Source organism: Rhodococcus wratislaviensis (assembly GCF_900455735.1).
Lineage (GTDB): Bacteria > Actinomycetota > Actinomycetes > Mycobacteriales > Mycobacteriaceae > Rhodococcus_F > Rhodococcus_F wratislaviensis.
The window spans coordinates 149526-171557 of sequence record NZ_UAUI01000007.1; the positions used below are offsets into that span (position 1 = coordinate 149526).

The following is a 22032-nucleotide window of genomic DNA, read 5'->3' on the forward strand; positions in this document are numbered from 1 at the left end:
GCCGTCCGGCCGAAACCCGTGATCCGCCGGGGTACGGTTGACACCCAGCAATCTGCACACAAGAACCCTTCACAGAAGACAGCAGGAGTTACCACGCGTGAACGTCGAACCACAGGTGCAGTCCAAGCTTCTCGACCTCGCCGGCGTCGATGCGGAGCTGTCGAGGATCGCCCACCGACGCACCGCGCTTCCCGAGCGTCAGGAAGTCGAGCGGCTCGAGGCGGAGCGCGTCACCCGTAAGGACGCGGCCGTGGCCGTCGAAATCGTCCTCGACGATCTCGACCGCGACATCCGCAAGCTCGAAGGTGAGGTCGACGCCGTCCGTCAGCGCGAGGACCGCGACCGCACGCTGCTCCAGAGCGGAACGGTCGGATCGAAGCAGCTCACCGAACTCGAACACGAACTCGGCAGCCTCGTCCGCCGTCAGGGACTGCTCGAGGACGAATTGCTCGAGGTGATGGAACGGCGCGAAGCGTCGCAATCCGACCACGACCACGCCGGCGCGCAGCTGTCGCAGATCGAGGATGACCTCATCGACGCCGCCCGCCGCCGGGACGACGCCGTCGCGGATCTGGACGCCGCCGAGCAGCGCTGCATCCGCGACCGCACGGCGCTGGCCGACCAGTTCCCCGCCGATCTCATCGCCGTCTACGAGAAGCAGCGCAGCCAGAACGGTGTCGGTGCGGCACTGCTGCAGGCGCGGCGCTGCGGAGCGTGCCGCATCGAACTCGACCGCGGCGAGATCGCCCGCATCACCGCGAGCGCACCCGACGTCGTCGCGCGCTGCTCCGAATGCGGCGCGATCCTGGTGCGCACCAAGGAGTCGGGTCTGTGAGTGCCGGTCGGGTCGTCGTCGAGGCCGACGGTGGTTCGCGCGGCAATCCCGGACCCGCCGGCTACGGCGCCGTGGTGTTCGACGCCGACCACGGCACCGTACTCGCGGAGCGTAAGGAGAGCCTCGGGATCGCCACGAACAACGTCGCCGAGTACCGGGGCCTGATCGCCGGTCTCGACGCCGCCGCCGAACTCGGCGCGTCCGAGGTGGAGGTGCGGATGGACTCCAAACTGGTGGTCGAGCAGATGTCCGGGCGCTGGAAGGTGAAGCACCCGGACATGATTCCGCTGCAGCGTCAGGCGTCCACACTGGCCCGGCAGTTCGATCGCGTGTCCTACACGTGGATTCCGCGGGCGGAGAACGCGCACGCCGACCGCCTCGCCAACGAGGCCATGGACGGCGCCGCCGGCATTTCCGACGCCGAACCGGAACCGGCTGCCGTCCAGTCGGAGAAGACCACCCCCGCGGCGCCGGGCTGGATGGACACGACGGGCGCCCCGACCCGGATGCTGCTGCTCCGGCACGGGCAGACCGCGCTGTCCGTCGACCGGCGGTACTCGGGTCGAGGGAATCCCGCCCTCACCGAGATCGGGCAGGCCCAGGCGAACGGCGCGGCCGCCCGCTTCGCGGGCAACAGCGGAATCGCGGCCGTGGTGTCGTCCCCGTTGGGGCGCGCGCAGCAGACCGCGACGGCGGCGGCGAAGGTCCTCGGGCTCCCGGTCACCGTGCACGAGGGCCTCACCGAAACCGACTTCGGCGAGTGGGAGGGCCTCACGTTCCGGGAGGCTGCCGACCGCGACCCCGAACTGCACCGCAAGTGGTTGTCGGATACGTCGGTGTGCCCGCCTGCGGGGGAGAGCTTCGACGAGGTGCGGGAGCGCATCCTGAAGGTCCGCGACGACCTCACCGCTTCCTACGCCGGCTCCACGATCCTGGTGGTCACCCACGTGACCCCCATCAAGACCCTGTTGCAGTTGGCGCTCGACGCGGGACCCTCCCTGCTGTACCGGCTGCATCTGGATCTGGCGTCGCTGAGCATCGCCGAGTTCTATCCCGACGGCGGCTCGTCCGTCCGCCTGGTCAACGACACCTCCCACCTGTGAGTACTTGTTAACCGCGGGCGGTTGACAAGTACTCACAGGCCCAGAGGGCACCGACCGCGGCGAGCAGGGTCAATGGCGTGGTCACCAGCGCGAGAATCGTGAACGTCCGGAGATCTGCGGGAGATCCGGCGCGCGCGGCCACGCGCCGCCACAACATGATCGCCAGCGACCCCACGTACGTGAGGTTGGGGCCGAGGTTCACACCGAGCAGCATCGCCAGCACGAGTCCGGTCGGAGCGTGCGGTCCGAGCGCTGCCAGCAGGAGCAGCGTGGCGGGGAGGTTGTTCACCAGGTTCGCGGCGACCGCGGCGACGACGGCCATCGTGAGCAGTGCCGTGAACGACGTGTCGGTGGGCAGCCGCGTCCCGATCCATTCGCCGATCGGACCGTTCGCGACCCCGGCCACGACGACGCCGAGGATCAGGACGAACCCGCAGAACCACACGTCGATCGAGTACACGATCCGGCCCATGCTGGTCCGGCCGTCGCGCAGGGCGACGACGCCCAGCACGATCGCCCCCGCCGCGGCCACCCACGCCGGGGCGACACCGACGAAGCCGGACACCGCGAACCCCAGGAGTGTGGCCGCGATGATCGACAGTGCGACTACCGGCGCCGGCGGATCGCGCTTCGGCTCCGGCTCGGCTTCGGGCCGGTCGAGGTGACGCCGGAAGAACACGCGGAACAGGACCAGTTCGACGACGACCGCCACTGCCCACGGCAGCGCCATCACGGCGGTGAAATGCAGGAAGGTCAACCCGGTCGCCGAGAACGCGATGAGGTTCGTGAGATTGGAGACGGGCAGCAGGGTCGACGCGGTGTTCGACAGGTGCGCGGTGGCATACGAATGGGGGCGCGGGTCCATCCGCAGCGAGCGGGCCGTGGCGATCACCGCCGGTGTCAGCAGGACCACCGTGGCATCGAGACTCAGCACCGCGGTGGTCAGCGCCGCAGCTCCGAACACGAGAGTCAGCAGCCTCTTCGGATCCCCCCGCGCCCCGCGCCGCAACCGGCCCGCGATCCAGGTGAACACCCCCATGGCGTCCGCGAGGTGCGCAAGGACGAGGATCGCCGCCAGGAACCCGACGGTCGGGGCCATCTCGGACACTTCGTCCCAGGCCGCCGTCGGCGTCACCAGACCGGTGGCCAGGACGACGACGGCGGCCGGTGCGGCCGCGACGATCTCGGGCAGCTTGCGTGGACGCACGACCGCGAAGACGAGGACTCCGGCGACGAGCGCCACCGCCAGAACTGTCACCGAGGGGTCACTTCAGGAGCTTGTGGAGCGTGCGCAGATTCCGGGTCGTGGTGAACGCCTTGAGCTTGGGAGCGCCGGTGCTCTTGCCGAACCTGCTCTTCAGCGTCATGCCCCGTTCGACTTCCCAGTACAGGACGCCGTCGCCGGCCTGTACCCGTTCGACGTCCGGATCCAGCTCGTCCCCGATGCTCAGAAGTGTGTCCAGGACCTCGGGTTCGGGCGTCACCAGCACGTACGGGTGCCAGCCTTCTCGCTCGGGGTCGAACGGGTAGTCGTCGACGATCTTCCGTACCGTGTCGAGGTCGAGGACGAAAACCCAGGCTTCGTAGTGGAATTCGGCACGCAGCCCGGCTTCGATCTCACTCTTCAGTGCGGGGACGTCGTCGCGGTCGGAATCGAAGAGCACGTTGCCCGACGCGAGAACGGTCTTCACGTTCTCGAATCCCAGGTCGACGAAGGTGTTGCGGAGGTCGGCCATCTTGATGTTGATGCCGCCCACATTGATACCGCGCAGGAGGGCGGCGTATCGGGTCATGATCAGACCATAGTGCGGCGGCATGACACGTTCGCGCGAACTGTAGGCTGATCGGGCGGACGAGTTGGCCGGGCGACCGCGGCACAGGGAACCAGCACATCAGTGCACAGGCCCCGAGTCGAGGAAAGTCCGGACTCCACAGAGCAGGGCGGTTGTTAACGGCAACCCGAGGTGACTCGCGGGACAGTGCCACAGAAAACAGACCGCCGGCGCCACATCCTCCGGGGTGAGGCGTCGGTCAGGGTGAAACGGTGCGGTAAGAGCGCACCAGCACCCCGGGTGACCGGGGTGGCTAGGTAAACCCCGCCCGGAGCAAGGTTGAAGGCCGCACCGGATCCTTCGGGATTCCGGTGCGGCTGCGCAGGTGTTCGAGGGCTGCTCGCCCGAGCCTGCGGGTGAACCGCTCGAGGTACCCGGCGACGGTGTGCCCAGATGGATGGTCGCCACCCGGCGCTTCGGCGCTCGGGGACAGGATCCGGCTTACACGCCAACTCGTCCGCCTCACCTGCGCGCCGGTCGGCGAGGTCGCGACCCTGACTGGCGAGTAACAAACAGACCGGTTAGCATCTTTCCCGCAACGGCCCGACTGACCCGAATCGGGGTCGATGCCGGGGCCCGTCGCCCACGTCCGTGGGCGACGGGGCCCCTCTATCGGCAGCAGTAAATGTAACTCGTGATAGCGGTAACATCTGTCCATGGACTTGCCCCACGACATCGCCGGATCCGGCCCCACTCTGATACTCGTGCACGGGGTGGTGCATCGCCGGCAGGCCTGGAACGCCCTGCTGGACCAGTTGACGCCCTATCGCCGGGTGGTCACCGTCGACCTTCCGGGACACGGAGAATCGGCGGCACTCGAAGACGGCCCGGACATGATGGATCAACTCCTCGAGGAACTGAGCGGGTTCGTCCGCTCGGTGACGCCGCCCGGCGAACGGCCGCACGTCGCCGGTAACTCGCTCGGAGGCTGGCTGTCCCTCGCTCTCGCGGCGCGGGGCGAGGTCGCCTCGGCCACGGCGCTGTCGCCCGCCGGCTTCTTCGTCAACCACGCCGATCAGGCCCGCACCATCTACACGTTCCGGGTCCTGCGCGGAATCGCCCGGGCGCTGGGGCCGAACGCTCCGAAGGCGCTGCGATACAAGGCCGTCCGCTATCCCTCGCTTGCCGCCTTCTTTGCGCGGCCCAGCCGGGTGCCGTACGAGGACGCCGTGATCGACGCGCACTCGCTCACCACGAATGCCCTGGTCGACAAGGGGATGACGGCCTCGTTCGACCTCCCGCCGGTCGTCGACGCGACGGTTCCGGTCACGGTGGCGTGGGGGCGGCGGGACCTGATTCTGCCGGTGTATCAGGCGCGACGGGTGCGCCGATTCTTCCCGCAGGCGCGGATACTGGTCCTGCCCGGCATCGGGCACGTCCCGATGACCGACGACCCGAATCTGATCAGCACGATTCTGCTCGGCGGCAGCTCGGCAGGTTCCCGCGACTCCCCGGACTGACCTCCGCCCTACCGCGCCTCGGCGACGACGACGGCGCCGAAACCGAAGAGGACCGTTCCGGTGATCCGATCCAGGACCCGTCGCACCGACGGTTTCTCCAGCGTGGTGCGCGCCCGGGTCAGCAGGAGGCTGTACGCGCCGAGCCAGACGATCCCGAGAAACCCGTGGACGAGCACGAGCAACGCCAGGGTCGGGGCGGTCGGCCACCCGGGCGGAACGAGCTGGGGGAGCAGGCCGGTGTAGAACACCGCGATCTTCGGGTTCAGGAGATTCGTCAGGAACCCGGCCCGCCAACTCGATCCCGGCGACGGAACGGGCGCAGGTGCGGCCGCGGCGGCGCGTTTCCGCGACCGGCTGCGCCACAGGGTGGAGAGCCCCAGATACACCAGGTACAGCCCGCCGACGACCTTCACGACGGTGTACGCCTCCGCCGAGGCGGCGAGCACCGCACCGAGCCCGACGACGGTCAGCGCGCCCCACACCATCAACCCGGCGACCACACCGAACGTCGCCCGCAGCGCGGCGCCGCGTCCACCGCACAGGCCGGCGCGGGTCACCACAGCCATGTCCGGGCCGGGAATGACGGTCAGGAGCCCGAGCACCGCGAACGCGGTCACCACGACACCGATCATCGGCCCAGTATGTCGGGTGCGCTCAGCGCAGTGAAATCCAGACCTGGGACTTGCCGAGCACCGTGTGCCCGTCGAACGTCACCGTCAGGTCGATCCTCGCGGTGCCCTCGGCCTCGTCGACGTGCGCGGCTTTCGCGACGACCTCGACGACCGCGCCCTCGTCCGGGGCGACGATCACCGGCTTGGTGAAGCGGGCACGGTATCCGGTGACCCGTGCCGGGTCGCCGAGCCAGTCGACGACGCACTGTGTCGCCAGTCCCAGCGTCAGCATGCCGTGCGCGAGCACGCCGGGCAGGCCCACGGCATCCGCGACGTCGTCCCGGTAGTGGATGGAGTTGAAGTCACCGGACGCCCCGGCATAGCGGACCAGGGATTCGCGGGTCACGTGGTATCGAGCCTTTGCGACGGTGTCGCCGAGCAGGATTCGTTGCGGGGCGGTCATTCCTCGTCCCCCCTGACGAACAGTGTCGACGTCATCGTGCTCACGTGATCGCCTGTGGCGTCGAGGATCTCGATGTCGGCGACGAGCAGCGTGTGCGGACCGCGTGGCATCACGTTCGTGACGGTGAGCACGGCGGAGAGTTCGTCGCCCGCGACGACCGGGCGGACGGACGTGGCGTGTTCGGTGCTGTGCACGAGGTTGACGGGCTCGATTCCCGACGTCGGATCCGCGACGAGCTGCGCCAGTGCACGTTCCTGCACGATGACGGGAAACGTGGGCGGGGCAACGAGATCGGCGTGACCGGCCGCGCGGGCGCTGTCGACGTCGAACGACGTCGGGTTGGTGGCGAAGACGGCACGGGCGAATTCCCTGATCTTCTCGCGGCCGACGAGGTAGGGCTCGGTCGGTGGGTAGACACGACCCTCGATCGCTGGATTCACTGCCATCAGGTCAGCCTAGAGACGTCCAGTCCCGGGGGCAGGGCGAAGCGTTCGGACAAACGTCACGAATGTGTCGCGGGCGTGCCTGCCCCTGCACAGCGAAGCCCCCGCCGGACACGTCCGGCGGGGGCTTCGAGGTATCGACTGATCGATAGCCGTCAGACGGGATCGACCATCAGCAGTTGGGCCCAGTAGGTGGCGCCTTCGGCACCGAGGTAGGGAAGTAGCTGATCAAAAATGATCGTTGACATGCTCGCTCCATTCTCTGTTCGGGCACTGCGCCGGGAAGGCGAGCCATCGGCACCGCACTGACCGGCGCCGGGGACCGTATCACCGGACAGGACTCCGAGGGTAACAGTCTGAGCGTGATCCACAACCCCACACGTCCCACCGGTGCCACACTGAGGGAATGACTGACGAAGATCATCTCTGGTACTACAACGTCGATGACGGCACGGTCACGCAGGGGAAGGCGGCATCGTCGATGTCCCGGATGGGGCCGTACCCCGACCGCGCGTCCGCCGAGAAGGCGCTGCAGATCGCCGCGGAGCGGAACAAGGCGGCGGACCGGGCAGACGAGGAGTGGAACAACTAGCGTTGCGGAGAGGGTGTGCGTGAGGTGCCGATGAGTCGTTTCGTTGCGCGCGGAATCGATTTCGGCACCGTGCGCACCGAATTCCACCTGCCGGAGGGGTATCCGCCCGCGGCGGTCGCGCAGGCGCGGGCGGCATCCGACCGGTACGCGTCCGAGCGGGAGAACCGCACCGATCTGGCGTTCGTCACCATCGACCCGCCCGATTCCCTGGATCTCGATCAGGCGCTGCACCTCGAGCGGACACACGACGGATTCGTCCTGCACTACGCGATCGCGGACGTCGGCGCCGTCGTGGAGCCCGGTGGAGTGCTCGACGTGGAAACCCGCAAACGCGGGCAGACGTTCTACCTCCCCGACGGCAAGGTGCCGCTGCACCCGAAAGAGCTTTCGGAGGGATCCGCGAGTCTCCTCCCCGACGAGGACCGTCCGGCGGTGGTGTGGCGGATCGAACTCGACGAGTCGGCCACACCCATGTCCTGCACGGTGTCCCGTGCGACGGTGCGTTCCGTGGCACGGCTGGACTACGCCGGTGTGCAAGCCGATTCGGAGGTGGGACGACTGCATCCGTCCATCGCGTCGCTGCCGGAGTTCGGCCGGCTCCGCACGGCGGCGGCGGTGGCGCGCGGAGCGATCGAACTCCGGCTCCCCGAGCAGGAAGTGGTGCCGGACGGCGACGGCTGGCGCGTCGACCTCGCGCCCCGCACCGAGGCCGACGACTGGAACGCCGAGGTTTCGCTCCTCACCGGAATGTGCGCTGCGGCCATGATGCTCGACGCGAAGGTCGGGCTGCTCCGCACCTTGCCGCCCGCCGGACCGGACGCGGTCGAGGCGCTGCGACGCACGGCGTCGGCGTTGGGGATCGACTGGCCGGAGAACGTCGGGGTCGGTGAACTCCTGGCGCGGCTCGACCCGAACTCGGCGTCGACGCTGGTGCTGATGACCGAGGCGCCGTCGCTGCTGCGGGGAGCCGACTACGCGGCGTTCGACGGCGCCCTGCCCGAACTGACCGCGCATGCCGCCATCGGCGCCCCGTACGCCCACGTGACCGCGCCGCTGCGCCGGCTCTCGGACCGGTACTCCACGGAGGTGTGCCTCGCCGTCACCGCCGGAACGCCGGTGCCGTCCTGGGTGCGGGACGCCCTGGGCTCGATGCCCGAGATCATGGTCGGCTCCGATTCCCTCGCGAGCAAGATCGACCGTGCCTGCATCGACCTCACCGAAGCAACCGTCCTCGCCGACCGGGTGGGGGAGACGTTCGACGCGACCGTGCTGCGGTCACGAAACGGCAAGCGCACCGCGGACGTGTTCGTCCCGTCGGTGTCCGTGATGGCGAAATGCGTGGGCGACCCCGCCGAGGGCGAACAGGTGAAGGTCAGGCTCGTCTCCGCCGACGTCTCGAAGCGGACCGTCGAGTTCGGTTACCCCGCATAGCGCGTCAGTCGCGGAACCGGTCCGTTGCCTCGACGAGGTGATGGACGATGCCCGGCTCCATCGCGGAGTGTCCCGCGTCGTCGACGATCTCGAGCCGGGAACCCGGCCAGGCCCGGTGGAGCGCCCACGCGCTGGTCGCCGGGCACACCACGTCGTAGCGACCCTGCACGATCACGCCCGGAATGCCGTCCAGCGCGGCGGCGTCGCGGAGAAGCCGGCCCTCGTCCAGGAACCCGCGGTTGTGGAAGTAATGGTTCTCTATCCGCGCGAAGGCCAGCGCGAATCTCGGCTGGGACGTCTCCACCACCCGTTCCGGTTTGGGGAGCAGCGAACTCGTCGCGCCCTCCCACGTGGACCACGCGACCGCGGCCCGCGTCGCGACGTCGGGATCGTCGGACTGCAGGAGCCGGTGGTAGGCCTCGACGAGGTCACCACCGCGCTCCGGCTCCGGCACCGGAGCCAGGAACTCCTCCCACAGCTCGGGGAACAGGTGTCCGGCACCGCCGTTGTAGTACCAGTCGATCTCGCTGCGGCGCAGTAGGAAGATGCCGCGCAGCACCAGCTCGGTGACCCGGCCGGGATGCTTCTGGGCGTACGCGAGTGCCAGTGTGGAGCCCCACGACCCGCCGAAGACCTGCCACCGGTCGATGCCGAGGTGGGTGCGCAGCAACTCCACGTCGTCGAGGAGACGGTCGGTGGTGTTGACCGACAGATCGGCCCCGTCGGCGACGTGGGGTGTGGAACGTCCGCATCCGCGCTGGTCGAGCAGCACGATCCGGTACACCTGTGGGTCGAAGAACTGTCGTTGCGCGGGATCGGTGCCGCCCCCGGGGCCGCCGTGGAGGAACACGACCGGCTTCCCGTCGGGGTTACCGCTCTGCTCCCAGTACATCTGCTGTCCGTCGCCGACGTCGAGATGCCCGAACTGGTACGGCTCGAGCGTCGGGTACAGGGTGCGCAGCTGGGTCACGTCGGCCTCAGAACCCGATCAGGCCGGACGCCAGATCGGGGATCACCAGCGCGGTCACCGCTTCCTGCCGGATGCCGGGGCAGGCCGCCGTCGTGATGACGTCGATCCGGCCCCGGTCCTGCAGGAAGTCGAGCGCGTTGAGGTTGTTCTTCGCGATCCACGTGCCGACCAGGCCGTTCAACCCGGTCTTGCCGATGGTCGGGGTGTAGGTGCGCCAACTCTGCAACTGACCTTCGAGGTCGGTGCACAGCTGGGCGGCCTGCGCCTCGGTGACGCCACCCGGCACCAGGGCGGTGCCGGGAACCGCGGTGGTCGCCGGTGCCGGCGGCGCGGTGGTGCCGGGCGCGGGGGCGGGGCCCGGTCCGGCACATCCCGTGACGACCGCCGCGGCGGCCACCGTCCCGGCCGCCATCGCGGCCAGGCGGCGACGCCCGGTGCCCCGCACGTGTCGCTGTCCCATGAACATCCCCTCGAATGTGTGCCGGCCCGGTGAGTCGAGGACGACCTAGAAGCTGTGCTCTTCCGCCGGGAACGTTCCGGCGCGTACCTCGGTCGCGTATGCGGCGGCCGCGTGACGCAACTCGTCACCGACGTTACCGAAGCGCTTGACGAACTTCGCCGTCTTGCCGCTGGTGTAGCCGGCCATGTCCTGCCACACGAGGACCTGGGCATCGCATTCGACGCCCGCCCCGATGCCCACGGTGGGGATGGTGAGCTTGCGGGTGACCTGGCCTGCGATCTCGGCGGGCACCATCTCCATGACGACGGAGAACGCGCCTGCCTCCTGCACGGCGATCGCGTCGGCGACCAACTGCTCGGCGGCGTCGCCGCGGCCCTGCACGCGGAAACCGCCGAGCGAGTTCACGCTCTGCGGGGTGAACCCGACGTGCGCCATCACGGGGATGCCTGCCGCGGTGATCGCCGCGATCTGCGGTGCGACGCGCTCGCCGCCTTCGAGCTTGACCGCGTGCGCCAGCCCCTCCTTCATGAACCGGGTCGCGGACGCGAGGGCCTGCTCCGGGGAGCTTTCGTAGCTGCCGAACGGGAGATCCGCCACCACGAGAGCGTGCGGCGCACCGCGGACGACGCCGCGAACGAGGGGGAGGAGTTCGTCGATCGTGACCGGGACGGTGGTCTCGTATCCGTAGACGACGTTGGCGGCCGAGTCGCCGACGAGGAGAACGGGAATCCCGGCTTCCTCGAAGATGCGGGCGCTGGAGTAGTCGTAGGCGGTGAGCATCGCCCAGCGTTCACCCTCGGCCTTCATGGCCTGGAGGTGGTGGGTTCGGGTCTTGCGCTTGGGAACGTCGTGCGATGGTGCTGATCCGTAGAGCCGATCTTCTGACGTGCTCGCGGACGACTTGCTATCGGACATCGTTGTCCCTTTCTGGCCTCGAGGCCCTTGACGGGTCCCCGGGTGCGGGTGATGACGCCTACAGTGTGCCACCGGCCCGCGGGGGAGCGAAGGGCTCGCGCGGGTGCAATAGGTCACACCGGCCGCCTGTCCTCTGACCTGCGGGAAGGCCTGCCGGAGCGGAACCCCTGGCACGATCGTCCTATGTCGAAGAGTGCTCGGGTACCTGCCGCGTTCGCGGGGTGCATCGCCGTCGTCCTTGTCGTCGCAGGCTGTGCGGGAGGCGGACGGGACGCCGGTGAGGCCGTCGCCGAACCGTCGGCGGCCGAGGCGGCTCCGGCCGGACCGATCCCCGCAGGGCTCGAGGAGTTCTACACGCAGCAGGTGCAGTGGGGTTCGTGCGAGGGGTACAGCACGGACGGGTCTCCGCTCGGCGACACTCTCGAGTGCGCGAAGGTGACCGTGCCGAACGACTACGCGAACCCCGGGGGCGCCACCGCACAGATCGCCGTCTCACGGTCGAAGGCGACCGGCGACAAGGTCGGATCGCTGCTCGTGAACCCCGGTGGGCCGGGGGCGTCGGGTATCGGGCTGGCGTCCGTCGCCGACGGCACCGAGATCGCGGAGCGGTTCGACGTCATCGGTTTCGATCCGCGCGGCGTCGGCGCGTCCACGCCGCAGGTGACCTGTCTGACCCCGCCGGAGGTGGACTCCCGGCGCAAGGACGACGACGTCGACATGAGTCCCGCCGGCATCGCGCAGACGGAGGCCGAGAACCGCGAGTACGCGGACAAGTGCGCGGAGCGGACCGGTTCCGACGTCCTCGCGCACGTCGGAACGTACGACGTGGTGCGCGACATGGACGTCATCCGGGCGGTGCTCGGTGACGAGAAGCTCAACTACCTCGGCTACTCGTACGGCACCAGGCTCGGCTCGACGTACGCGGAGACGTTCCCGGGCAACGTGCGCGCGATGGTCCTCGACGGTGCCCTCGACCCCGAGCAGGACCCGACGGAGGAAGTGATCCTGCAGGCGGCCGGATTCCAGTCGGCGTTCGATGCGTTCGCCGCGGAATGCATGCAGCAGCCGGACTGCCCGCTCGGCACCGACCCGGCGCAGGCGAACGCGAGGTTCCGGGCGCTCGTCGACCCGCTGATCGACAAGCCTGCCGCGACCACCGACCCGCGCGGGCTCAGCTACACCGATGCGATCACCGGTGTCCAGCAGGCCCTGTACTCGCCGAATCTGTGGGGTCCGCTCCGCGGGGGCCTGGAGAGCCTGCAGACGGGGACGGGCGATTCGCTGCTGATGCTGGCCGATCTGTACGAGGGGCGCGCCGACGACGGCACGTACTCCAATCTCAACGACGCCTTCAATTCCATCCGCTGCATGGACGACCCGCCCGTCACCGACCGCGCGGTCGTCGGGGAGGCGGACGTGCGGTACCGCCAGGCGGCGCCGTTCCTCGACGACGGACGCGGCACCGGCAGTGCGCCGCTGGACGTCTGCGCGTTCTGGCCCGCGCCGAACACGGGCTCGCCGCACACGGTGTCGGCGCCCGGGATCCCGCCGGTCGTCGTCGTGTCGACGACCGAGGACCCGGCGACGCCGTACCAGGCGGGTGTGGATCTGGCGAAGCAGATGAACGGTTCGCTCGTCACGTACCGGGGCACTCAGCACACCGTCGTTCTCGACGGCGAGGCGTGCGTCGACGACGCCGTCACGGACTATCTGGTCGACCTCGCCGCGCCGCCCGCGGACCTGACGTGCTGACGCACGCCTGTGACGGGATCGGCCGAGGTGCCCGCACGCTGGCACGATGCGGAATCCGGCAGGGTCGAATCAACGAAGTAACACAGATTTAACGAACTTTGCTTACTCTCGCGGACATGGATCGCCAAAAGGAATTCGTGCTTCGCACCCTCGAAGAGCGCGACATTCGGTTCGTCCGATTGTGGTTCACGGACGTTCTCGGATACCTGAAATCGGTGGCGATCGCCCCCGCGGAACTGGAAGGTGCCTTCGAGGAGGGCATCGGCTTCGACGGATCCGCGATCGAGGGCTTCTCCCGGGTGTCCGAGGCGGACACGGTCGCGAAGCCGGACGCCTCCACGTTCCAGGTGCTGCCGTGGAGTTCGAGCAAGGGGCATCAGCACTCCGCCCGCATGTTCTGCGACATCGCCATGCCCGACGGTTCCCCCTCCTGGGCGGATTCGCGGCACGTGCTGCGTCGTCAGCTGAACAAGGCGAGCGATCTGGGCTTCAGCTGCTACGTGCACCCCGAGATCGAGTTCTTCCTCCTGGAGAACGGGCCGATCGACGGCACGCCGCCGAAGCCCGCCGACTCCGGCGGCTACTTCGACCAGGCCGTCCATGATTCCGCGCCCAACTTCCGCAGGCACGCCATCGACGCACTCGAGTCGATGGGCATCTCCGTCGAGTTCAGCCACCACGAGGCGGCTCCCGGCCAGCAGGAGATCGATCTGCGGTACGCCGACGCCCTCTCGATGGCCGACAACGTGATGACGTTCCGCTACGTCGTCAAGGAGGTCGCGATCGCCGAGGGTGTGCGCGCCACGTTCATGCCGAAGCCGTTCAGCGATCAGGCGGGCTCGGCGATGCACACCCACATGAGCCTGTTCGAGGGCGACACCAACGCCTTCCACAACCCGGACGATCCGATGCAGCTGTCGGAGACCGGTAAGGCGTTCATCGCCGGCATCCTCGAGCACGCCAACGAGATCAGCGCCGTCACCAACCAGTGGGTGAACTCCTACAAGCGGCTGATCCACGGTGGCGAGGCCCCGACCGCCGCGTCCTGGGGTCCGTCCAACCGGTCGGCGCTGGTCCGCGTTCCGATGTACACGCCGAACAAGGCGTCGTCGCGTCGCGTCGAGATCCGCAGCCCCGATTCGGCCTGCAACCCGTACCTGACGTTCGCGGTGCTCCTCGCCGCGGGTCTGCGCGGAATCGAGAAGGGCTACGAACTTCCGCCGGAGGCGGAGGACGACGTGTGGGCGTTGACGTCGGCCGAGCGCCGCGCCATGGGCTACCGGGAACTGCCCGGCAACCTCGACGGTGCGCTGCGCGAGATGGAGAAGTCGGAGTTGGTGGCCGAAGCCCTCGGCGAGCACGTGTTCGACTTCTTCCTGCGCAACAAGCGTCGCGAGTGGGAGGAGTACCGGAGCCACGTGACGCCGTTCGAACTCAAGACGTATCTGGGGTTGTGAGCAAGAGCATGGTGAAGCCTCCGGCAGCGCGTTCTGCCGTTCCCGGTCCGGGTCGTCTGGGTCTCGTCGAGCCGACCGCTCCGTCCGAACTCCGCGATCTGGGCTGGGTCGGTGAAGACAGCATCGAACTGCTCTGGTCGTTGTCGCGGGCCGCGAACGCCGACCTCGCCCTCCGCACCCTGGTGCGCCTGAAGGAAGGTCTCGGCGAGGGCTGGGCCGAACTCGATGCGGCGCTCCGCACCGACAAGGGTCTGCGCGGCCGGCTGTTCGGTCTGTTCGGCGCGTCCAGCGCGTTCGGCGACCACCTGGTCGCGGATCCCTCGTCGTGGAAGATCCTCGCCGGCGACGTCCGCCTCCCGTCGAAGGACGAGGCGACCGCCACGATGATGGCAGCGGTCGGCGCCGAACCCGAGGAGGGCGCCCACCCGGACGCCAACCTCTACCGGGCGAAGGTCACCGGACCCGATGCCATCGCGGCGCTGCGCAAGGCGTACCGCGACGAGCTGATGCTGCTCGCCGCCGTCGACCTCGCGGCGACTGTCGAGAACGAACCGGTCCTTCCGTACCAGACGGTCGGGCATCAGCTGTCCGACCTGGCGGACGCCGCGCTCAACGCCGCCCTCGCGGTGGCCGTCGCAGCCGTGTGCCCGGACGCGCCGTGCCCCGTGCGCCTGGCCGTCATCGCCATGGGCAAGTGCGGTGCCCGCGAACTCAATTACGTCAGCGACGTGGACGTGGTCTTCGTCGCCGAACCCGCCGACGCGATCGCCAGCCGGATCGCAGGCGAGATGATGCGCATCGGGTCCTCGGCCTTCTTCGACGTGGACGCCGCGCTGCGGCCGGAGGGTAAGCGCGGGGAACTCGTCCGCACCCTCGAGTCCCACGTCGCGTACTACAAGCGCTGGGCCAAGACCTGGGAGTTCCAGGCGCTGCTCAAAGCCCGCCCGATGATCGGCGACGCCGCGCTCGGACAGCAATACGTCGACGCCCTCAGCCCGATGGTGTGGACCGCGTCGGAGCGCGAGGACTTCGTTCCCGAGGTGCAGGCGATGCGCCGCCGGGTGGAGGAGATGGTTCCGCCGGAACTCCGCGAACGTGAACTGAAACTGGGCCGCGGCAGTCTGCGCGACGTCGAGTTCGCCGTCCAGCTCCTGCAGCTCGTGCACGGGCGTGCGGACGAGGCGCTGCACGTCCAGAGCACCATCGACGCGCTGACCGCTCTCGCCGCCCGCGGCTACGTGGGCCGCGACGACGCCGCGAATCTCGCTGCGTCCTACGAGTTCCTGCGGTTGCTCGAGCACCGGCTGCAGTTGCAGAAACTGCGGCGCACGCACACCCTCCCGCCCGCCGACGACGAGGAAGCGCTGCGCTGGCTGGCTCGCGCGGCGCACATGCGGCCCGACGGCAGCAAGGACGCACTCGGCGTTCTCAACGCGGAGATCAAGCGCAACTCGCACCGCGTGCGGCGCCTCCACGCCAAGCTGTTCTACCGGCCGCTGCTCGAATCGGTGGCGCGCATCGACAAGGAGGCGCTGCGGCTGAGCCCGGACGCGGCCATCCGCCAGTTGGCGGCGCTGGGCTACACCGCCCCGGAGAATGCGCTCGGGCACCTCACCGCACTCACCAGCGGCGCGTCCCGCAAGGGCCGCATTCAGGCGCTGCTGCTGCCGACACTCCTCGAATCGCTCGCCGACACACCGGATCCCGATGCGGGCCTGCTCGCGTACCGGCGGCTGTCGGACGCGATGACCGATCAGACCTGGTTCCTCCGGCTGCTGCGTGACGAGGCGTCGGTCGCCGAGCGGCTGATGACGGTCCTGGGATCCTCGGCCTACGTCCCCGACCTGCTGATCAAGGCGCCCGACGTGGTGCGCCTGTTCGCGGATTCGCCTGCCGGGCCGCGACTGCTGGAGTCGAAGCCGGAGGACGTCGCCCGCGGCATCCTGACGGCCTCGGCACGCCACGACGACCCGGCCCGCGCGATCGCGGCGGCGCGCTCTCTGCGCCGGTACGAGCTGGCCCGTATCGCCTCCGCGGACATCCTCGGCATGCTCGATGTGCCGGGCGTGTGCAAGGCGCTGTCGTCCGTATGGGCGGCCGTGCTCAATGCCGCCCTGGCGGCCGTGACCAAGGCGAGCGAGAAGGAACTCGGCACACCCGCCCCCGCGACCTTCACGGTGATCGGCATGGGCCGCCTCGGCGGCGGTGAGCTCGGCTACGGCTCCGACGCGGACGTGCTCTTCGTGTGCGAGCCGCGCGAGGGGATCGACGAGACGGTCGCCGTCAAGTGGGCCAACAGCATCGGCGACAAGGTGCGGGCCCTGCTCGGCGCGCCCAGCACCGATCCGCCGCTCGAGGTCGACACGGGCCTGCGGCCGGAGGGTCGCAGCGGCCCGATGGTGCGCACACTGGCGTCCTACGAGGCGTACTACGCGCAGTGGGCGCAGGCGTGGGAGATCCAGGCACTGCTGCGCGCGCATCACGTCGCGGGCGACGCCGATCTGGGCCTGCGCTTCCTGCACATGATCGACAAGACCCGCTATCCGGAGGGCGGGGTGTCGGAGCAGGCGGTCCGCGAGATCCGGCGCATCAAGGCGCGCGTCGACTCGGAGCGGCTGCCGCGCGGCGCCGACCCGGCGACGCACACCAAGCTCGGGCGCGGCGGCCTCGCCGACATCGAATGGACCGTGCAGCTGATCCAGCTCCGGCACGCCCACGAGATCGAGTCGCTGCACAACACGTCGACTCTCGAGACACTCGACGCGATCGGCGCGGCCGAGTTGCTCAGCGAGTCCGACGTCGAACTGCTGCGTGACGCGTGGATCACGGCGACGAAGGCACGCAACTGCCTCGTGCTCGTCCGCGGCAAGGCCACCGATCAGCTGCCCGGTTCGGGCCGGGTGCTGTCCGCGGTCGCGCAGATCGCCGGCTGGGGTGGCGGCGATGCCGGCGAGTTCCTCGACAACTACCTGCGGGTGACCCGGCGGGCCAAGGCTGTGGTGGAGAGAGTCTTCGGGGAGTGATCGCCGCCTGGGGGGTGCGGGCACTGACGGCCCTCGGGTGGCTCGCGGTGCTCGTCGGTGTCTTCGGCGTCGTGCTGAGGTTCCTCGACGTCCAGAACCAGCGCCTGCTCGTGCTGGCGTCCGCGGCGCCGTACCTGATGGCGGCCGCCGCGGTCGGGGTGCTGTTGCTGGGAATCACCCGGCACTGGATCGGTTTCGGGGTCGCGCTGGCCGTGGCCGCGGTGGCCACCCTGTCGCAGGGCCCGCTGTACGTGGCGAACAGTTCGGTGACGGCGTCCGGGCCGGAACTGACGGTGATGCAGGCCAACATCTGGCTGGGGAACGCGGACGCGGACTCCCTCGTCCGGCAGATCCGGGACAACGATGTGGACGTGCTCACCACCAACGAACTGACACCGGAGGCCGTCGACCGGTTGGTGGCCGCGGGAATCGAATCGACGCTGCCGTTCTCGTTCCTCATGCCCGGCAGTGGCGGCGAGGGAACCGGGATCTGGAGCCGGTACCCGCTGACCGACAAGGTCCACCACTCGGAATTCGTCCTGTCCGCGCTGTCGGCCCGGGTGGAACTCCCGGACGGTGCGAGCACGGCTCTGTACGCGTTCCATCCGGTTCCGCCGTGGCCGTCGGATCCGTCGCTGTGGTCGCGCGAGATGGACCGCATCAAAGTCATTCTCGACGCCGTCCCCGACGATTCGGGACCCGTGATCGTCAGCGGCGACTTCAACTCCACCCGTGACCACGTGAAGTACCGCAACCTCGTGACCGGACGCTACCGCGATGCCGCCGACCAGGTGGGTGCCGGAATCCAGAACACGTATCCCGCCGACCGGCAGCCGTTCCCGCCGATGATCGCGATCGATCACATCGTCACGAGCAGAGCTCAGGCGGAGTCCGTGGAATCGGTGGTCCTGACGGGTTCGGATCATCGAGGCCTGATCGCGAAGATCGCCCTCGGCAGCTGACCGTCACGGCAGCGTGACGAAGCCCTTCTCCACCAGCCAGTCCCGGGCCACGTCCGCCGGTTCCTCGCCCTCGACGTCGACCCGCCGGTTCAGTTCGGTGATCTCCTCGTTGGTCAGCGCCGCGGAGATCGGGGCCATCACCTCCGCCACCTGCGGGTGCGCCTCGGCGAAGTCCTTGCGCATCGTGATCGCCGGGTTGTACTTCGGGAAGAACTGGCGATCGTCGTCCAGCAGAACCAGATCGAGGGCGATGATGCGGCCGTCCGTCGTGAACACCTCGCCGAACTTGCATTGCGTGCCGTCCGCGGTGGCCTGATAGATGATGCCGGTCTGCAGGATCTGGCGGTTCGCGCGGGCGGGGTCGAAGCCGTATTTGGCGGCCATACCCGGGAACCCGTCCTGCCGGACGTTGAATTCGGTTTCGACACAGGTCGTGGCGGCGGCGGGGTCGCGGTTGACCAGGTCCGCATACTCCGACAGGGTGGTGATCCCGGTTTCCTCGGCGGTCTGCCTGCTCATCGCGAGTGCATACGTGTTGTTCATCGGGGCAGGATCGACCCACACCATCCCGTTGCTGTCGAGGTCTTCGTCGCGGACCGCCTCGAACTGCGCGGTCGGGTCGGGGATCGGGATCTCGTTGCCGAGGTAGTTGATCCACCCGGTCCCGGTGTACTCGTAGGTGACGTCGATCTGCCCGTCCAGCTGGGCGTCCCGCGTGCTGTTGGACCCCTGGATGTTGGTGAGGTCACGCACGTCGGCGCCGGCAGCGCTGAGCGCGAACTCGATGATGTACCCGAGGGTGACCTGCTCGGTGAAATCCTTGGAACCGACGGTGATCTTGACGTCCTCGAGTTCGGGTACCGGCTGGATGCTGCCCGGTTCCACCGACAGCGGCAGGGCGCCACCGGATTCGAGGCCGCAGGACGCTGCGAGGATCCCGCACAGTGTCACGGCCGTCGCGGCGATCGCCTTCCGGAGGTGGTTCATCAGCGCAGCCCCTTCGGACCGAGGAACTCCTCGGCCAGGGCGCCGCACCAGTCGACGAGCAGCGCCAGCGCGACCGCGAGCACGGCCCCCACCACCAGGGTCACGTTGTCGCGCAACTTGTATCCGGTGTCGATGAGGATCCCCAGACCGCCGGCGCTGACGAGGAAACTGAGTGTCGCGGTGCCCACGGCGAGCACGAGCGACGTGCGCAGTCCCGCGAGGATGTACGGGACGGCGAGCGGGAACTCGACCTTGCGCAGGACGAGACCGGCGGTCATGCCCTGTCCGCGCCCGGCGTCGATGACGGCGGGATTGACCTCCTGCAGACCCAGGATCGTGTTCCGGAGAACGGGCAGGAGCGAGTAGAACGCGATGGGGAGCACGCCGATCCAGAATCCGGTGGTCCCCGTCGCGAGGAACAGCAGCACCAGCAGTCCGATCGCCGGCGCGGCCTGTCCGATGTTGGCGATGCCGAGGAAGATCGGTGCCAGCTTGGTGAACCCGGGCCGCGTCAGCAGGATCCCCAGCGGAACCGCGATGACGACGACGATCGCGACCACCGCGACCGTGATCAGCACGTGCTGCCACGTCAGGGTCGCGATGTTGGCGGCGTTGAGACTGCCCTTCTGCGTGGCGGTGAGTTCGCGGTTGAAGGCCCAGGCGAGCACACCCACCACCAGGATCACGACGATGACCGGCTGGACCAGCAACCGGGCCCGCTCCGACCGCCGGGCGGCAGGTGCGGTGGGCTTCGTGGCGACGGCAGCCGTCATGACGGTGTCCCGCCCTCGCTCGCCCCGTTCTGCTTCGGCTCGCTGTCTTCGTCGTCGTGCGCGTGTTCCTCACGCATCGCGGACAGGTGCGTCACCAGTGTGTCGATGGTGATCAGGCCGCGGTATTCGCCCCGCCGGCCGGTGACGATCGTCGACGCACTGCTCTCCGCCAGGAGCGCTTCGAGGGCGTCCTGCAGCGTCGACTGGGTGGACACCACCTCTTCGATCGGGTCGCCGATGCCGCGCAGCGAGGTGGCGTTGGCCAGATGCCGCAACGACACCCAGTGGGTCGGTCGGTCCCGCGCGTCCAGGAGGACGCCCCACTTGATCTTGCGGGGTGCGATCGCCGCCCGCAGATCGTCCACCGAGCCGTCCTCGTACGCGGTGGGGCAGTCGAGGAGTTCGACCTCCGCCACCCGGGTGAGCGTCAGCTGCTTCAGCGACGCATCCGCGCCGATGAACCCGGCCACCATGTCGTTGGCGGGATGGGCGAGGATCGCATCCGGAGTGTCGTACTGCATGATGTGAGACTGGTTGCCCAGGACTGCGATCCGATCACCCAGCTTGACCGCCTCGTTGAAATCGTGCGTCACGAAGACGATCGTCTTGCCGAGATCGGACTGCAGTCGCATCAACTCGTCCTGCAGCAGTCCGCGCGTGATCGGGTCGACCGCGCCGAACGGCTCGTCCATGAGCAGCACCGGGGGATCGGCGGCCAGCGCCCGCGCCACCCCGACCCGCTGCTGCTGACCGCCCGACAACTGCCGGGGGTAGCGCTCGCGGTAGAGGTCGGGTTCGAGTCCGACGAGGTCGAGCATCTCGTCGGTGCGGTCGGCGATCTTCTTCTTGTCCCAGCCGATCAGACCGGGGACCGTACCGACGTTCTTGGCGATCGTGAGATGCGGGAACAGTCCGGCCTGCTGAATCGAGTAGCCGATGCCGCGCCGCAACTTGTCCGGGTCGATGGACAGGGCGTCCTTCCCGCCGATCGTGATCTTCCCCGACGTCGGTTCGATGAGCCGGTTGATCATGCGCATGGTGGTGGTCTTGCCGCAGCCGGACGGGCCGACGAGAACCACGATCTCCCCGGCGGGGATGCGCATCGACACGTTGTCGACGGCCGCCTTCTCCTGGCCCGGGTAGCTCTTGACGACGTCCTCGAGGACGATGTCCACTCCCGAGACGGTGCTTCCGTCGGTGTGCGGTGTATCGAGGTCAGTCACGGATCCCCCTGGAGGTGGTGAGTCGGCCGATGACGGCGAGGACGCCGTCGAGTACGAGGGCGAGGATCACGATGAGAACGGTCCCCGTGAGGGCCTGCGGTATCGCGGTCGGGCTGCCGACGCGGGACAGTCCCGAGAAGATGAGGTTGCCAAGCCCGGGACCCTTGGCGTAGGCGGCGATCGCGAGGATGCCCATCAGCATCTGCGTGCTCACCCGCATGCCCGTCAGGATCGACGGCCAGGCCAACGGGAGTTCGATCCTGCTCAGCACCGTCGTGCGGCTCATTCCGACGCCCCGGGCGGCGTCGGTGACCGCGGGGTCGACGGAGGCGAGTCCGAGGATGGTGTTCCGGATGATCGGCAGCAGCGCGTACAGCACGAGAGCGGTGACGGTGGGGGCGACACCGAGGCCGAGGATCGGGATCAGCAGGCCGAGCAGAGCGAACGACGGGATGGTGAGGATCGTGCTCGCGAGTGCGGTGGCGATCGAGGAGCCCGCCGGACTGCGGTACACGAGGATACCGATCGCCACCGCGACGATCGTGGCGATCACCACCGACTGCACGACGGCGCTGACGTGCAGGAACGAGTCGGTGACCAGTTGCTGCTTGCGGGCGGAGACGAAGTCCCACAGTTGCTGCATGTCCAACCGTGAACACCTTTCTCCAGATGTGAAAACAGACCTCGGTCCTTCACAGTGCTATGTACCCGAACATCGCGCAGGTGAATCGGAAAGTCTG

Annotated in this window: 21 protein-coding genes and 1 other RNA gene; 10 read left to right on the forward strand and 12 right to left on the reverse strand. The window is 68.7% G+C overall.

Annotated features, from left to right (window positions below; all coding sequences use genetic code 11):
• Nucleotides 1-97 precede the first annotated feature (97 nt).
• Both DTA22_RS11655 and DTA22_RS11660 read left to right on the forward strand, forming a co-directional pair.
• Entirely contained in the window at nucleotides 98-835 is a 738-nt protein-coding gene (locus tag DTA22_RS11655; RefSeq protein WP_037226550.1) for a zinc ribbon domain-containing protein, read from the forward strand.
• Nucleotides 832-1938 (forward strand): bifunctional RNase H/acid phosphatase, encoded by a 1107-nt coding sequence (locus tag DTA22_RS11660; protein ID WP_112299511.1) that lies wholly within the window; start codon nucleotides 832-834, stop codon nucleotides 1936-1938. The genes DTA22_RS11655 and DTA22_RS11660 overlap by 4 nt, the downstream gene beginning before the upstream one ends.
• 7 nt (nucleotides 1939-1945) lie before the next feature.
• Here DTA22_RS11660 and DTA22_RS11665 read toward each other — a convergent pair whose 3' ends face one another.
• Together DTA22_RS11665 and DTA22_RS11670 are read right to left on the reverse strand one after the other, a co-directional pair.
• Nucleotides 1946-3196 (reverse strand): SLC13 family permease, encoded by a 1251-nt coding sequence (locus tag DTA22_RS11665; RefSeq protein ID WP_112299512.1) that lies wholly within the window; start codon nucleotides 3194-3196, stop codon nucleotides 1946-1948.
• A gap of 7 nt (nucleotides 3197-3203) precedes the next feature.
• Nucleotides 3204-3731, reverse strand: coding sequence for a DUF1697 domain-containing protein (locus tag DTA22_RS11670; protein WP_037226681.1), 528 nt, complete (start codon nucleotides 3729-3731; stop codon nucleotides 3204-3206).
• Nucleotides 3732-3791: 60 nt separating this feature from the next.
• Here DTA22_RS11670 and rnpB point away from each other — a divergent pair.
• Both rnpB and DTA22_RS11680 read left to right on the forward strand, forming a co-directional pair.
• Nucleotides 3792-4230, forward strand: an RNA gene (gene rnpB, locus DTA22_RS11675) — RNase P RNA component class A.
• 196 nt (nucleotides 4231-4426) lie between these two features.
• On the forward strand, nucleotides 4427-5230 hold the full coding sequence (locus DTA22_RS11680; protein WP_037226556.1) for an alpha/beta fold hydrolase: 804 nt from the start codon (nucleotides 4427-4429) through the stop codon (nucleotides 5228-5230).
• An 8-nt stretch (nucleotides 5231-5238) separates the two neighbouring features.
• Here DTA22_RS11680 and DTA22_RS11685 read toward each other — a convergent pair whose 3' ends face one another.
• The 3 genes from DTA22_RS11685 to DTA22_RS11695 are packed head-to-tail and all read right to left on the reverse strand — an operon-like array spanning nucleotide 5239 to nucleotide 6750.
• The gene (locus DTA22_RS11685) at nucleotides 5239-5862 is read right to left on the reverse strand and encodes a LysE family translocator (protein ID WP_112299513.1); all 624 of its coding nucleotides are present in this window, start codon (nucleotides 5860-5862) and stop codon (nucleotides 5239-5241) included.
• Nucleotides 5863-5884: 22 nt separating this feature from the next.
• A complete protein-coding gene (locus tag DTA22_RS11690) occupies nucleotides 5885-6304 on the reverse strand; it encodes a MaoC/PaaZ C-terminal domain-containing protein (RefSeq protein ID WP_037226558.1) in 420 nt (139 codons plus the stop codon).
• Nucleotides 6301-6750: an FAS1-like dehydratase domain-containing protein gene (locus DTA22_RS11695; RefSeq protein ID WP_112299514.1), complete on the reverse strand. Its 450-nt coding sequence runs from the start codon at nucleotides 6748-6750 to the stop codon at nucleotides 6301-6303. The genes DTA22_RS11690 and DTA22_RS11695 overlap by 4 nt, the downstream gene beginning before the upstream one ends.
• 403 nt (nucleotides 6751-7153) lie before the next feature.
• On the opposite strand from DTA22_RS11695, the gene DTA22_RS11705 reads away from it, so the two are divergent.
• A complete protein-coding gene (locus DTA22_RS11705; RefSeq protein ID WP_009473817.1) occupies nucleotides 7154-7339 on the forward strand; it encodes a hypothetical protein in 186 nt (61 codons plus the stop codon).
• 30 nt (nucleotides 7340-7369) lie between these two features.
• On the forward strand, nucleotides 7370-8770 hold the full coding sequence (locus DTA22_RS11710) for an RNB domain-containing ribonuclease (protein ID WP_112299530.1): 1401 nt from the start codon (nucleotides 7370-7372) through the stop codon (nucleotides 8768-8770).
• 4 nt (nucleotides 8771-8774) lie between these two features.
• Here the strand turns inward: DTA22_RS11710 and pip are convergent, their stop codons facing one another.
• Genes pip through panB form a run of 3 tightly spaced genes read right to left on the reverse strand, consistent with a single transcriptional unit; the run spans nucleotide 8775 to nucleotide 11115 of the window.
• Complete coding sequence (gene pip / locus DTA22_RS11715) at nucleotides 8775-9740, reverse strand: prolyl aminopeptidase (protein ID WP_112299515.1); 966 nt, start codon at nucleotides 9738-9740, stop codon at nucleotides 8775-8777.
• 7 nt (nucleotides 9741-9747) lie between these two features.
• Nucleotides 9748-10206 carry a hypothetical protein gene (locus DTA22_RS11720; protein ID WP_112299516.1) on the reverse strand — a complete coding sequence of 153 codons (459 nt, stop codon included), beginning with the start codon at nucleotides 10204-10206 and terminating at the stop codon, nucleotides 9748-9750.
• A gap of 39 nt (nucleotides 10207-10245) precedes the next feature.
• A complete protein-coding gene (panB, locus tag DTA22_RS11725) occupies nucleotides 10246-11115 on the reverse strand; it encodes a 3-methyl-2-oxobutanoate hydroxymethyltransferase (RefSeq protein ID WP_037226563.1) in 870 nt (289 codons plus the stop codon).
• Nucleotides 11116-11298: 183 nt separating this feature from the next.
• On the opposite strand from panB, the gene DTA22_RS11730 reads away from it, so the two are divergent.
• The 4 genes from DTA22_RS11730 (at nucleotide 11299) to DTA22_RS11745 (ending at nucleotide 18309) form a co-directional block, all read left to right on the forward strand.
• Nucleotides 11299-12867, forward strand: a complete 1569-nt coding sequence (locus DTA22_RS11730; protein WP_112299517.1) for an alpha/beta hydrolase — start codon at nucleotides 11299-11301, stop codon at nucleotides 12865-12867.
• Between the two features lie 116 nt (nucleotides 12868-12983).
• Nucleotides 12984-14324 (forward strand): type I glutamate--ammonia ligase, encoded by a 1341-nt coding sequence (gene glnA / locus DTA22_RS11735; RefSeq protein WP_005247775.1) that lies wholly within the window; start codon nucleotides 12984-12986, stop codon nucleotides 14322-14324.
• A gap of 8 nt (nucleotides 14325-14332) precedes the next feature.
• On the forward strand, nucleotides 14333-17347 hold the full coding sequence (locus DTA22_RS11740; RefSeq protein WP_112299531.1) for a bifunctional [glutamine synthetase] adenylyltransferase/[glutamine synthetase]-adenylyl-L-tyrosine phosphorylase: 3015 nt from the start codon (nucleotides 14333-14335) through the stop codon (nucleotides 17345-17347).
• On the forward strand, nucleotides 17344-18309 hold the full coding sequence (locus DTA22_RS11745; RefSeq protein ID WP_112299518.1) for an endonuclease/exonuclease/phosphatase family protein: 966 nt from the start codon (nucleotides 17344-17346) through the stop codon (nucleotides 18307-18309). Before DTA22_RS11740 ends, DTA22_RS11745 begins: the two co-directional genes overlap by 4 nt.
• Before the next feature lie 3 nt (nucleotides 18310-18312).
• Here the strand turns inward: DTA22_RS11745 and DTA22_RS11750 are convergent, their stop codons facing one another.
• Genes DTA22_RS11750 through DTA22_RS11765 form a run of 4 tightly spaced genes read right to left on the reverse strand, consistent with a single transcriptional unit; the run spans nucleotide 18313 to nucleotide 21935 of the window.
• Nucleotides 18313-19296: a glycine betaine ABC transporter substrate-binding protein gene (locus DTA22_RS11750; protein ID WP_037226567.1), complete on the reverse strand. Its 984-nt coding sequence runs from the start codon at nucleotides 19294-19296 to the stop codon at nucleotides 18313-18315.
• Nucleotides 19296-20069, reverse strand: coding sequence for an ABC transporter permease (locus DTA22_RS11755; protein ID WP_037226569.1), 774 nt, complete (start codon nucleotides 20067-20069; stop codon nucleotides 19296-19298). Before DTA22_RS11755 ends, DTA22_RS11750 begins: the two co-directional genes overlap by 1 nt.
• A complete protein-coding gene (locus DTA22_RS11760) occupies nucleotides 20066-21292 on the reverse strand; it encodes an ABC transporter ATP-binding protein (RefSeq protein WP_112299519.1) in 1227 nt (408 codons plus the stop codon). Before DTA22_RS11760 ends, DTA22_RS11755 begins: the two co-directional genes overlap by 4 nt.
• Nucleotides 21285-21935: an ABC transporter permease gene (locus tag DTA22_RS11765; RefSeq protein ID WP_005254252.1), complete on the reverse strand. Its 651-nt coding sequence runs from the start codon at nucleotides 21933-21935 to the stop codon at nucleotides 21285-21287. Before DTA22_RS11765 ends, DTA22_RS11760 begins: the two co-directional genes overlap by 8 nt.
• Nucleotides 21936-22032: the final 97 nt, after the last annotated feature.

Coding starts and splice junctions, on each gene's coding strand:
- DTA22_RS11670 (WP_037226681.1), bottom strand. CDS start 3,731: ATGACCCGATACGCCGCCCTCCTGCGCGGTATCAATGTGGGCGGCATC.
- DTA22_RS11680 (WP_037226556.1), top strand. CDS start 4,427: ATGGACTTGCCCCACGACATCGCCGGATCCGGCCCCACTCTGATACTC.
- DTA22_RS11685 (WP_112299513.1), bottom strand. CDS start 5,862: ATGATCGGTGTCGTGGTGACCGCGTTCGCGGTGCTCGGGCTCCTGACC.
- DTA22_RS11690 (WP_037226558.1), bottom strand. CDS start 6,304: ATGACCGCCCCGCAACGAATCCTGCTCGGCGACACCGTCGCAAAGGCT.
- DTA22_RS11695 (WP_112299514.1), bottom strand. CDS start 6,750: ATGGCAGTGAATCCAGCGATCGAGGGTCGTGTCTACCCACCGACCGAG.
- DTA22_RS11705 (WP_009473817.1), top strand. CDS start 7,154: ATGACTGACGAAGATCATCTCTGGTACTACAACGTCGATGACGGCACG.
- DTA22_RS11710 (WP_112299530.1), top strand. CDS start 7,370: ATGAGTCGTTTCGTTGCGCGCGGAATCGATTTCGGCACCGTGCGCACC.
- DTA22_RS11720 (WP_112299516.1), bottom strand. CDS start 10,206: ATGTTCATGGGACAGCGACACGTGCGGGGCACCGGGCGTCGCCGCCTG.
- panB (WP_037226563.1), bottom strand. CDS start 11,115: ATGTCCGATAGCAAGTCGTCCGCGAGCACGTCAGAAGATCGGCTCTAC.
- DTA22_RS11730 (WP_112299517.1), top strand. CDS start 11,299: ATGTCGAAGAGTGCTCGGGTACCTGCCGCGTTCGCGGGGTGCATCGCC.
- glnA (WP_005247775.1), top strand. CDS start 12,984: ATGGATCGCCAAAAGGAATTCGTGCTTCGCACCCTCGAAGAGCGCGAC.
- DTA22_RS11740 (WP_112299531.1), top strand. CDS start 14,333: ATGGTGAAGCCTCCGGCAGCGCGTTCTGCCGTTCCCGGTCCGGGTCGT.
- DTA22_RS11750 (WP_037226567.1), bottom strand. CDS start 19,296: ATGAACCACCTCCGGAAGGCGATCGCCGCGACGGCCGTGACACTGTGC.
- DTA22_RS11755 (WP_037226569.1), bottom strand. CDS start 20,069: ATGACGGCTGCCGTCGCCACGAAGCCCACCGCACCTGCCGCCCGGCGG.
- DTA22_RS11765 (WP_005254252.1), bottom strand. CDS start 21,935: ATGCAGCAACTGTGGGACTTCGTCTCCGCCCGCAAGCAGCAACTGGTC.